The organism is Shimia sp., assembly GCF_041624275.1.
Classification (GTDB): domain Bacteria; phylum Pseudomonadota; class Alphaproteobacteria; order Rhodobacterales; family Rhodobacteraceae; genus Shimia.
This window is the reverse complement of record NZ_JBFJVE010000148.1, coordinates 1-8152: the sequence shown is the minus strand read 5'-3', so window position 1 is coordinate 8152 and position 8152 is coordinate 1. Positions and strand designations below refer to the sequence as shown.

The following is an 8152-nucleotide window of genomic DNA, read 5'->3' as shown; positions in this document are numbered from 1 at the left end:
GGCCTCGCGCGAGGCCGAGGGCAGTGGCGGCATCGTCCTTGGCGACGAAAGACCGCCACACTACTGACCGGCACCGGCCGGCGCCACCGCGGACAGGATGCCACGGACAGAACGCCCCGGACAGGGTGCTGGCCCGCGCTCTGGCAGCGCACCGGCCTGATCTCGTTCGGCTCAGATCTCTTCGACCGCCATCACCCCGTCGAGCGATTTCAACGCCCCCTTGATCTGGGGATTGACCGGGCAGAGGATTCCGAGGTCCATCTCGACCTCGCCGGGCAGGCCACCATCCATCAGGCACAACAGCACCGGCCCCTTGGCGCCCAGTTTCACATTGTCGATGCTCTGGCGCAGCACGTTGGCCACCGGGGTCACGGCCGTGACATCCTCGACGAAGATGCGCAGCCCGGCCGATCCGGCATCGGCCACCACCACGTCGACCGGCGCGATCGCCTTGGCCAGCAGTTTCAGCTGGTCGCTTTCCATCGTCGCCTCGACCGTCACCACCACCTTGGCGCCGGTCTCCAGATAGTCGCGGCATTTCTCGAGCGTCTCGGAAAAGATCGTCACCTCATAGGCGCCGGTCGGGTCCGAGAGCTGGGCAAAGGCAAAGCGGTTGCCACGCGCCGACTTGCGTTCTTGCCGCCCCGACACGCGGCCGGCGATCTTCACCACGCAGGGGCCGCGGCGCGCCTTTTCGGCGGCCTCGTCGAGGGTCAGCACCTTCTTGCGCTTGAGCGCGGCCATGTAATCCTCGAGCGGATGCCCCGAGAGGAAGAAGCCGATCGCCTTGGCCTCTTCGTCGAGCCGCTCGGCCGGCAGCCAGTCGCCGACCGGTGACAGGCGCGGCTCGGGCAGGTCGTCGCCGGCCTCGCCGAAAAGCGAGACCTGGTTCGAGGCTTTCTGCTCGAAGATCGCCGCCGAATAGCCAACCAGCGCATCGAGGCTTTCCAGCACCCGCCGGCGGTTGCGGTCAAGCTGGTCGAAGGCGCCCGAACGGGCCAGCATCTCGAGCGGCCGTTTGCCGACGCGTTTCAGATCGACCCGGCGGGCAAAGTCGAACAGCGTTGCAAAGGGCTTGTCGACCCCATCCACCTTGCGCCCCTGCACCACCAGTTGCATCGCCTCGACGCCGACGTTCTTCAGCGCCCCGAGCCCATAGACCAGCGCCCCGTCGACCACCTTGAAGGTGGCATCCGACCGGTTGACGCAGGGCGGCACATAGGGCAGCGCCAGCGCCTTTTTCACTTCCTCGAAATAGACCGCCAGCTTGTCGGTGAGGTGGATATCGCAGTTCATCACCCCGGCCATGAATTCCACCGGGTGGTTGGCCTTGAGCCAGGCTGTCTGATAGCTGACCACCGCATAGGCCGCGGCGTGGGATTTGTTGAAACCGTAGTTGGCGAATTTCTCCAGCAGGTCGAAGACTTCCGAGGCCTTCTTGGCATCGACCCCGTTTTCGCCCGCGCCCTTTTCGAACTTGGGGCGTTCGGCGTCCATCGCCTCTTTGATCTTCTTGCCCATGGCGCGGCGCAACAGGTCGGCGCCGCCGAGGCTGTAGCCCGCCATCACCTGGGCGATCTGCATCACCTGCTCCTGGTAGACGATGATGCCCTGGGTCTCTTCGAGAATATGATCGATCAGCGGGTGCACCGATTCGATGTCCTTGAGCCCGTTCTTGACCTCGCAATAGGTCGGGATGTTCTCCATCGGGCCCGGACGATAGAGCGCCACCAGTGCCACGATGTCCTCGATGCAGGTCGGCTTCATCCGCTTCAGCGCGTCCATCATGCCGGTGGATTCCACCTGGAACACGGCGACGGTCTTGGCCGAGGCATAGAGTTTATAGGTCGGCTCGTCATCCAGCGGGATGGCGTTGATCTCGTTCACCGCGCCTTCGGGCGGATCGTAAAGCCGGGTGCCATCGGCCGCGATATGGATGTCGCGCCCCGAGGCGAGAATCTGCTCGATGGCGTTCTGGATCACGGTCAGGGTTTTCAGGCCCAGAAAGTCGAATTTGACCAGCCCCGCCTGTTCGACCCATTTCATGTTGAACTGGGTCGCCGGCATGTCCGAACGCGGATCCTGATAGAGCGGCACCAGCGCATCCAGCGGCCGGTCGCCGATCACCACGCCGGCGGCATGGGTCGAGGCGTTCCTGAGCAGCCCTTCGACCTGCTGGCCATAGGTCAGAAGACGTTCCACCACCTCTTCGCTGCGCGCCTCTTCGCGCAGGCGCGGCTCGTCCTTCAGCGCCTTTTCGATGCTGACCGGCTTCACCCCCTCGACCGGGATCATCTTCGACAGACGGTCGACCTGCCCATAGGGCATCTGCAAGACGCGCCCGATGTCGCGCACCGCCGCCTTGGACAGCAAGGCACCGAAGGTGATGATCTGGCCGACCTTGTCGCGGCCGTATTTCTCCTGCACGTAGCGGATCACCTCTTCGCGGCGATCCATGCAGAAGTCGATGTCGAAGTCGGGCATCGACACCCGCTCGGGGTTGAGGAAGCGTTCGAACAGCAGCGAATAACGCAAAGGATCAAGGTCGGTGATGGTCAGCGCATAGGCCACCAGGCTGCCCGCGCCCGAGCCCCGGCCGGGGCCGACCGGGATGTCGTGATCCTTGGCCCATTTGATGAAATCGGCCACGATCAGGAAATAGCCGGGAAAGCCCATGCCCTCGATGATGTCGAGCTCGAAATCAAGGCGCTTCTGATAATCCTCGACGCTGACCGCATGCGGGATCACGGCCAGCCGCGCCTGCAGCCCCTCGTTGGCCTGACGGCGCAGTTCCTCGACCTCGTCATCGGCGAACTTCGGCAGGATCGGGTCGCGGCGATAGGCCATGAAGGCACAGCGCCGCGCGATTTCCACCGTGTTCTCGATGGCCTCGGGCAGATCGGCGAACAGGGTGACCATTTCCTGCTGGCTCTTGAAGTAATGCTGCGGCGTCAGGCGGCGGCGGCCCTCCTGCTGGTCGACATAGGCGCCCTCGGCGATGCAGATCAGCGCATCATGCGCCTCGAACATCTCGGTTTTCGGGAAATAGACATCATTGGTCGCCACCAGCGGGATGCCCATCGCATAGGCCATCTCGACAAAGGGGCGTTCGGTCAGCCGTTCGGCCTCGGGCTGGCCGGTCTCGCCGGGGTGGCGCTGCAGCTCGACATAAAGCCGGTCGGCAAAAATCTCGTGAAACCGGCGCATCATGGCCTCGGCGGCGGGGCGCTGCCCCTGACGCAGCAGGCGCCCGATCGGGCCGTCGGGACCGCCCGTGAGACAGATCAGCCCGTCGGAATGCGCCGCCAGCTCGTCGAGCGACACCTGCGGCAACTGCCCGCCGGCGTCGACATAAAGACAGGACGACAGTTTCATCAGATTCTCGTAGCCGCTCTCGCGCTGCGCCAGCAGCACCACCGGTGCCGGCGCCGGCGGCTGGGTGCGCCCCGAGGGGTCGTCATGCGGCATCGTGAGATCGACCTGACAGCCGAGGATCGGCTGCACCCCCGCCCCCGACGCGGTGACGGAGAACTCAAGGGCGGCGAACATGTTGTTGCTGTCGGTGATGGCGACGGCGGGCATGTCGTTGTCGGCGCACATGCCGGGCAGCTTCTTGACACGCAGCGCGCCTTCAAGAAGCGAGTATTCGGTATGGGTGCGCAGGTGGATGAATCGAGGCTGAGAGGTCATGGCGCCCAAGCTATCTCAGCCTCGGCAGGTTGAAAATGGCGATTGCGGCATCTCGCGCCCCAAGAGCAGCGCGGCCATTGTTTCGGAAATCAAGGGGGAGCCTGCGGAAATCGCGGACAATGCCGCGCAGCGCGACACATGTTAACCGCATGTTTTCAATCATTTGGTGACGTCCGATCATTTTTGTGCCATGCCGCTTCCGGGGCCGTTTCGGGGACATTCTCCTTGCCAAGTCCCGTCGCCGATCCCTAGGGTGAGGGCGCTGGGAAACAGGCAATCGCGAAGACAGGACTGCGGGGCGGCACCTCCGGAACCACAGAGGGAAAAGGGATTTCATGACAGCGACTTTGCTCGGCATATCCGGCCTGACCAAGGCGTATCCCGGCGTGATTGCCAATGATGACGTCTCTTTCAATATCCGCGAGGGCGAGGTCCACGCGCTGCTGGGTGAAAACGGCGCCGGGAAATCGACGCTGGTGAAGATGATCTACGGGCTGGTCAAGCCCGACAGCGGCAGCATGAGCTGGCGCGGCGACACCTTCGCCCCGAGCGAGCCACGCGCCGCGCGCGCTGCCGGTGTCGCCATGGTGTTCCAGCATTTTTCGCTGTTCGATGCGCTGAGCGTCGCCGAGAACGTCGCCCTGGGCATGGAAAAGCCGCCGGCGATGGGCCGTCTGGCCGCGCGCATCCGCGAGGTCAGCGAAACCTACGGGCTGCCGCTCGACCCGGATCGCACGGTGGGCGACCTGTCCGCCGGTGAGCGCCAGCGGGTCGAGATCATCCGCTGCCTGTTGCAGGATCCGAAACTGCTGATCATGGACGAACCGACCAGCGTGCTGACGCCGCAGGAGGTCGAGATCCTGTTCCAGACCCTGAACAAGCTGAAAGCCGAAGGCACCTCGATCCTTTATATCAGTCACAAGCTGGAAGAGATCCGCGCCCTCTGCGACCACGCCACCATCCTGCGGCAGGGGCGCAATGTCGGCACCTGCATTCCGGCCGAGACCACGGCGCGCGACATGGCCGAGATGATGGTCGGCGACACCTTGCAGACCCCGACCCGCAGCGCGGCCAATGGCGGCGAGGTGGTGCTGGACGTGAGCGGCCTGTCGCTGGCTTCGCCCAGCGCCTTCGGCACCGCGCTGCGCAACATCCATTTCACCGTGCGCGCCGGAGAGATTCTCGGGCTGGGCGGGGTGGCCGGCAACGGCCAGGACGAACTGCTTGCGGCGCTGTCGGGCGAGGCGACCACCCCGCCCGAGGCGATCCGGGTCAAAGGCGCGCCGGTCGGGCATCTGGGGCCCAATGCACGCCGCGAACGCGGCATTCTCGCCGCCCCCGAAGAGCGGCTGGGCCATGCGGCGGCGCCCGACATGAGCCTGGTGGAAAACGCGCTGCTGACCGGCGCGATCCGCAAGGGAATGCTCAGCGGCGGCTTTGTCAACTGGCCGCAGGCCACCGCCTTCGCCGAAGAGGTGATCCGCGAATTCGACGTGCGCACGCCGGGGTCGGACCGGGCCGCGCGGTCGCTGTCGGGCGGCAACCTTCAGAAATTCGTCATCGGCCGCGAAGTCCTGCAGGCGCCCGAGGTGCTGATCGTCAACCAGCCGACCTGGGGCGTCGACGCGGCCGCCGCGGCAGCGATCCGCCAGGCGCTGCTCGATCTCGCCGCCGGCGGCGCGGCCATCGTCTGCATCAGCCAGGATCTCGACGAGCTGATGGAAATCTCGGACCGTTTCGGCGCCCTGAACGAGGGCCGCCTGACCGAGATCCGGCCGGCGGCCGGGCTCACGATCGAGGAGATCGGCCTGATGATGGGCGGCGCCCATGGCATGGAAGTGGCCCAGGTGGGCGCAGCGGAGGTGTCGGCATGATCCGCCTCGAGAAACGGCCGCAACCCTCGCAGCTGCTGGCGCTGTCGACCCCGGTGATCGCGGTCGTGGTGACGATGATCGCCGGCGGCCTGCTGTTCGCGGCGCTTGGTAAGAACCCGGTCGCGGCGATCGCAACGATCTTCTGGGAACCGCTGTTCGGCGAATTCTCCTTCTACTACCGGCCGCAACTGCTGGTCAAAGGTGGACCGCTGGTGCTGATCGCCATCGGCCTGTCGCTGGGCTTTCGCGCCGGGATCTGGAACATCGGCGCCGAGGGGCAATACATCATGGGCGCGATCTGCGGCGCCGGTGTCGGGCTGGCCTTCTACCCGATGGAAAGCCTCTTCATCTTCCCGCTGATGGTGATCGCCGGGGCGCTGGGGGGATGGGCCTGGGCGATGATCCCGGCTCTGTTGAAGGTGAAATTCGGCACCAATGAAATTCTCGTCTCGCTGATGCTGGTCTATGTCGCCGAGCAATTGCTGGCCTCGATGTCGCTGGGCCTGTTGAAGAACCCGCAGGGCTTCGGCTTTCCGGGCTCGCGCAACCTGCAGGAATATGCCTCGGCGCATAACGCCGAGCTGATCGCCGGAACCGGCATGCACTTCGGGGTGCTCTTTGCCTTTGTTGCGGTAATCATGGCCTATGTGCTTTTGAACCGCCACATCCTTGGCTTCAACATCCGCCTCACCGGCGAAGCCCCGCGGGCGGCGCGCTTTGCCGGGGTCAACCCGACGCGGCTGATCCTGTTCTGCCTCGGCACCTCGGGCGCTTTGGCCGGGCTTGCCGGTCTGTTCGAGGTTTCGGGCCCGGCGGGGCAGATCAGCATCGACTTCAATGTCGGCTATGGCTTTACCGCGATCATCGTCGCCTTTCTGGGCCGCCTGCACCCGGTCGGCATTCTGCTGGCCGGGCTGCTGATGGCGCTGACCTATATCGGCGGCGAGATCGCCCAATCCAATCTCGGCCTGCCGGCGGCGGCGATCCAGGTGTTCCAGGGCATGCTGCTGTTCTTCCTGCTGGCGCTGGACCTCTTGACCAACTACCGTATCAAATTCGCCCTCGGAGGAACGGCCTGATGGATCTTTCGGCGATCAACCCGGTTCTGCTCGTCGCCTCGCTGATGGTGGCGGCCACCCCCCTGCTGCTGGCCGCAGTCGGAGAACTGGTGGTCGAGAAATCCGGGGTGCTGAACCTCGGCGTCGAGGGCATGATGATCGTCGGCGCCATCGGCGGTTTCGCGGTCTCGGTGGAAAGCGGCTCGCCCTATCTGGGGCTGGTGGCGGCGATGGCCGCCGGGGCGGCGCTGTCGCTGCTCTTTGCCTTCCTGACCCAGTTCGCGCTGGCCAATCAGGTGGCCTCGGGCCTGGCGCTGACCCTGTTCGGACTTGGCCTGTCGGCGCTGATGGGCCAGGGCTATGTCGGCATCAAGCCGCCTTCGATGGGCAAGGTCGACATCCCGCTGCTGAGCGACCTGCCGGTGGTGGGACCGATCCTGTTCGGCCATGACCCGGTGCTCTATGTCGGGCTGGCGCTGGTGGCGGGCGTCTGGGCGGTGCTGAAATTCACCCGCATCGGACTGGTGCTGCGCGCCGTGGGTGAAAACCACGAGGCCGCTCATGCGCTGGGCTACAACGTGATCCGGGTGCGGGTGGTGGCGATCATGTTCGGCGGCGCCTGTGCCGGCCTCGGCGGCGCCTATATCAGCCTCATCCGCGTGCCCCAGTGGACCGAGGGCATGACCGCCGGCATCGGCTGGATCGCGCTGGCGCTGGTGGTCTTTGCCAGCTGGAAACCATGGCGGGTGCTGCTGGGTGCCTATCTTTTCGGCGGCATCAACGTGCTGCAACTCAATCTTCAGGCCGCGGGCATTGCAATTCCGGTCGAATACTTGGCAATGTCGCCCTACATCATCACCATTCTGGTGCTTGTCATCATGTCTGCCGACAAGAGCCGCGCGCCGGCCTCGCTGGGCCGCATCTTCCACGCCTCGCAATGAGGCCAACCGATTAAAGACAACACAGGGGAGTATCTCATATGAAAATGACCAAACTTCTGACCGGGCTCGCGCTGTCGCTGGGTCTGGCCACCGCGGCCATGGCCGACAAGACCAGGGTCGGCTTTGTCTATGTCGGCCCCGTCGGCGACGGCGGCTGGACCTATGAACACGACAAGGGCCGCCAGGCTGTCGAGGCCGCCTATGGCGACAAGGTCGAAACCGTCTACGTGGAATCGGTGCCCGAAGGCCCCGACGCCGAGCGGGTGATGACCGACATGGCGCTGAAGGGCGCCGACATCATCTTCACCACCTCCTTCGGCTACATGGACCCGACGATCAACGTCGCCAAGAAGTTCCCCAAGGTGAAATTCGAACACGCCACCGGCTACAAGACCGCACCCAACGTCTCGGTCTATTCGGCACGTTTCTATGAAGGCCGCGCCGTGCAGGGCACCATCGCCGGCCACATGACCAAGTCGAACACCATCGGCTATATCGGCTCCTACCCGATCCCCGAAGTGATCCGGGGCATCAACTCGGCCTTCATCCACGCCCGCAAGGTCAACCCGGACGTCCAGTTCAAGATCGT

5 protein-coding genes are annotated in these 8152 nt (G+C 64.8%); 4 read left to right on the top strand and 1 reads right to left on the bottom strand.

The genetic code is table 11. The features are described from left to right. Positions 1-171 precede the first annotated feature (171 nt). Complete coding sequence (dnaE, locus tag ABZD10_RS11540; RefSeq protein WP_372886650.1) at positions 172-3690, bottom strand: DNA polymerase III subunit alpha; 3519 nt, start codon at positions 3688-3690, stop codon at positions 172-174. A 335-nt stretch (positions 3691-4025) separates the two neighbouring features. On the opposite strand from dnaE, the gene ABZD10_RS11535 reads away from it, so the two are divergent. The 4 genes from ABZD10_RS11535 to ABZD10_RS11520 all read left to right on the top strand — a co-directional run. After that, positions 4026-5564: an ABC transporter ATP-binding protein gene (locus tag ABZD10_RS11535; protein ID WP_372886649.1), complete on the top strand. Its 1539-nt coding sequence runs from the start codon at positions 4026-4028 to the stop codon at positions 5562-5564. Beyond that, entirely contained in the window at positions 5561-6643 is a 1083-nt protein-coding gene (locus ABZD10_RS11530) for an ABC transporter permease (RefSeq protein WP_372886648.1), read from the top strand. The genes ABZD10_RS11535 and ABZD10_RS11530 overlap by 4 nt, the downstream gene beginning before the upstream one ends. Further along, the gene (locus ABZD10_RS11525) at positions 6643-7563 is read left to right on the top strand and encodes an ABC transporter permease (protein WP_372886647.1); all 921 of its coding nucleotides are present in this window, start codon (positions 6643-6645) and stop codon (positions 7561-7563) included. The genes ABZD10_RS11530 and ABZD10_RS11525 overlap by 1 nt, the downstream gene beginning before the upstream one ends. A gap of 38 nt (positions 7564-7601) precedes the next feature. Further along, a partial coding sequence (locus ABZD10_RS11520) for a BMP family ABC transporter substrate-binding protein (protein WP_372886645.1) occupies positions 7602-8152 on the top strand: 551 nt, incomplete at its 3' end.

What these genes read in the sequence shown, in the direction of transcription:
- dnaE (WP_372886650.1), bottom strand. Translation starts at nt 3,690, where the DNA reads ATGACCTCTCAGCCTCGATTCATCCACCTGCGCACCCATACCGAATAC.
- ABZD10_RS11535 (WP_372886649.1), top strand. Translation starts at nt 4,026, where the DNA reads ATGACAGCGACTTTGCTCGGCATATCCGGCCTGACCAAGGCGTATCCC.
- ABZD10_RS11530 (WP_372886648.1), top strand. Translation starts at nt 5,561, where the DNA reads ATGATCCGCCTCGAGAAACGGCCGCAACCCTCGCAGCTGCTGGCGCTG.
- ABZD10_RS11525 (WP_372886647.1), top strand. Translation starts at nt 6,643, where the DNA reads ATGGATCTTTCGGCGATCAACCCGGTTCTGCTCGTCGCCTCGCTGATG.